Raw genomic sequence first — 3,626 nt, forward strand, 5'->3', positions numbered from 1 at the left:
TCCGACCACCACCGGCCGTACGCCGTACCGCGGGCGGGCCGCGGGCCCGTACCGCCTGGTGCGGACCCCGCCGGCCGCCCCCAGCCCCCCTGAGCTGGACGCCTCCCAGCGGGCCGTGGTTGACCACGAGGACGGACCGCTGCTGGTGCTGGCCGGGCCCGGCACCGGGAAGACCACCACCCTGGTGGAGGCCGTCGCCGCCCGCGTCGCCCAGGGCGCCGACCCCGAACGCCTGCTCGTCCTCACCTTCAGCCGCAAGGCCGCCGTCGAGCTGCGCGACCGGATGGCCGCCCGGCTCGGCGGCGCACCCGCCCCGCAGGCCACCACCTTCCACTCCTACTGCTACGCCCTGATCCGCGCCCACCAGGACGCCGACCTGTTCTCCGAACCGCTGCGCCTGCTGTCCGGCCCCGAGCAGGACCTCGCCGTACGCGAGCTGCTCGCCGGCCAGCTCGACCTGGAGCAGCGAGGCCATCTCCGTGTTCGCTGGCCCGACGACCTGCGCGCCTGCCTGACCACCCGCGGCTTCGCCGACGAGGTGCGCGCCGTCCTCGCCCGCTCCCGGGAGCTGGGCCTCGGCCCCCGCGCACTGGCCGACTTCGCCGCCCGCACCGGCCGCCCCGACTGGTCGGCGGCCGCCGACTTCCTCGCCGAGTACCTCGACGTCCTCGACATGCAGGGCGTCCTCGACTACGCCGAGCTGGTCCACCGGGCCGTGCTCCTCGCCGACCGGGTCGCCCTCCCGCCGTACGACGCCGTCTTCGTCGACGAGTACCAGGACACCGACCCCGCGCAGGTGCGGCTGCTGCGGGCGCTCGCCGGCGGCGGACGGACGGTGTACGCGTTCGGGGACCCCGACCAGTCGATCTACGCCTTCCGGGGCGCGGACGTGGGCGGCATCCTCGACTTCCCCGACGCCTTCCCGCGCGCCGACGGCCGTCCCGCCCCGGTCGCCGTGCTGCGCGCCTCCCGCCGCTCCGGCGCCGCCCTGCTCGACGCCACCCGGCGGCTCACCGCCCGGATGCCGCTGCCCAGGCTGCCCGCCGACAAGGTCCGCGCCCACCGGGAGCCGGCCGCCGTCCGCGAGGGCGGGCGCGTGGAGGCGTACACCTACCCGACCGCCTCCACCGAGCTGGACAACATCGCCGACATCCTGCGCCGCGCCCATCTGGAGGACGGCGTGCCGTGGCGGGAGATGGCCGTGCTCGTCCGCGCCGGCGGCCGCACGATCCCCGCCGTCCGGCGCGCCCTGACCTCGGCCGGCGTCCCACTGGAGGTCGACGGCAACGACCTCGCCCTGCGTTACGAACCAGCCGTCACCCCCCTGCTGACCGCCCTGCGCGCCGCCGCCACCCGCGCGGACGGCCCCCCTGCGGCCGGTGAAGCAGGCGAGGAGCGCGCGGACGCCGCCGCCGGTGAAACGGGCGGAGGCCGCGCGGACGGCCCCCCTGCGGCCGGCGAGGCAGCCGGAGACCGCACGGACACTGCCGCCGCTGCCGGTGAAGCAGCCGAAGGCCGCGCGCCCGACACCGTCCCGGCCGGCGAGGACCGCGGCGCTCCCGCGGCCCAGGACGAACCGCCACCCGCCTGGCTGGACGCCGAGACCGCCCTCACCCTGCTCGCCTCCCCCCTCGGGGGGATGGACGCCGCCGACCTGCGCCGGCTCGGCCGCGCCCTGCGCGACGAGGAACGCGCCGCCGGCAACACCCTCCCGCCGCCGTCCGACACCCTCCTGGCCCGCGCACTCGCCGAGCCCGAACGGCTCACCGCGCACGACCCCGCGTACGCCCGCGGCGCGCAGCGGCTCGGCGCGCTCCTGCGCGACACCCGCGCGCTCCTCGCCGCCGGCGGCACCCCCGAAGAAGCGCTGTGGATGCTGTGGAACGGCACCCCCTGGCCCGGCCGGCTCCAGCGAGCGGCCCTGCGCGGCGGCGCCGCCGGCCGCAACGCCGACCGCGACCTGGACGCGGTGTGCGCCCTGTTCGACACCGCCGCCCGAGCCGAGGAGCGCACCGGCGGCCGCGGCGCGCTGAACTTCCTCGAAGAGGTCGACGCCCAGGACATCGCCGCCGACACCCTCGCCAAGCGCGTCGTCCGCCCCGACGCCGTACGGCTGATGACCGCGCACCGCTCCAAGGGCCTGGAGTGGAGCCTCGTCGTCGTCGCCGGCGTACAGGAAGGACTCTGGCCCGACCTGCGCCGCCGCGGCTCCCTGCTGGAAGCCGACCGCATCGGCCGCGACGGCCTCGCCGAACCCCTCACCCCCGGCGCGCTGCTCGCCGAGGAACGCCGGCTGTTCTACGTCGCCGCCACCCGCGCCCGCGACCGGCTCGTCGTCACCGCCGTCAAGGCCCCCGCCGAGGACGGCGACCAGCCCTCCCGGCTGCTGGCCGAACTCGGCGCCGAACCCAAGGACGTCACCGGCCGGCCCCGCCGCCCCCTCGCCGTCGCCGCCCTCGTCGCCGAACTGCGCGCCACCACCGTCGACCCCGCCGCCTCACCCGCGCTGCGCGAGGCCGCCGCCCGCCGGCTCGCCCGGCTCGCCGCCCTCACCGACGACGAAGGCCAGGCACTCGTCCCCGCCGCCCACCCGCACCGCTGGTGGGGGCTGTACGAGCCGACGCACTCCACCGTGCCGCTGCGCGACCGCGACCGGCCCGTCGCCCTCTCCGGCAGCGCCCTGGACCAGCTCGCCAACACCTGCGCCCTCCAGTGGTTCCTCGGCCGGGAGGTCAAGGCCGACGCCCCCGCCACCGCCGCCCAGGGCTTCGGCAACGTCGTCCACGTCCTCGCCGACGAGGTCGCCTCCGGCCGCACCCCCGCCGACCTCGACGTCCTCATGGAACGGCTCGACTCCGTCTGGGACGCCCTCGCCTTCGACGCCCCCTGGAAATCCGTACAGGAGAAGCAGCAGGCCCGCGCCGCCCTCGAACGCTTCCTGCGCTGGCACGTCACCGACCGCGGCGGCCGCCACCCCGCCGCCACCGAGCACGACTTCGATGTCACCCTGGACGCCGGCGACTACCAGGTCCGCATCCGCGGCTCCATGGACCGCGTCGAGACCGACGAACAGGGCCGCGCCTACGTCGTCGACTTCAAGACCGGCAAAGCCGCGCCCACCAAGGGCGAGGTCGCCCGCCACCCGCAGCTCGCCGTCTACCAGCTCGCGGTACGCGAAGGGGCGCTCGACGACGTCTTCGACGGCCACCGCCCCGAACCGGGCGGCGCGGAACTCGTCCACCTCCGCCAGGCCGCCCCCAAGACCGAAGGCGGCGACACGCTGCCCCGCGTCCAGCAGCAGCCGCCCCCCGAGGGAGCCGACGGCGAGTGGGTCGGCGACCTCCTTGCCACCGCCGCAGGCCGCGTCCTGGACGAACGCTTCACCCCCACCGCCGGCCAGCACTGCGCCCGCTGCTCCTTCCGGGCAAGTTGCAGCGCCCGCCCCGAAGGCCACCAGATCGTCGAGTGACGCAAACGGCGCCGACCGGTGACCGGGCGGCGCTGTCAGTGGCGCCCGCTAGCCTCGATGACCGTGACCACACGCCTCACCGACCCCGAGCAGCTCAAGGAGCTCCTCGGCATCCCGTTCACCCCGGAGCAGACGGCCTGCATCACCGCGCCGCCCG

At 76.7% G+C, this 3,626-nt stretch carries 1 protein-coding gene; it reads left to right on the plus strand.

The window, feature by feature from the left end:
• Window positions 1–58 precede the first annotated feature (58 nt).
• Window positions 59–3,469: an ATP-dependent helicase gene (locus C6N75_RS29705; RefSeq protein ID WP_105871928.1), complete on the plus strand. Its 3,411-nt coding sequence runs from the start codon at window positions 59–61 to the stop codon at window positions 3,467–3,469.
• The last annotated feature ends 157 nt before the right edge of the window (window positions 3,470–3,626 follow it).

The sequence above is a fragment of the Streptomyces solincola genome (assembly GCF_002982015.1).
GTDB lineage: Bacteria > Actinomycetota > Actinomycetes > Streptomycetales > Streptomycetaceae > Streptomyces > Streptomyces solincola.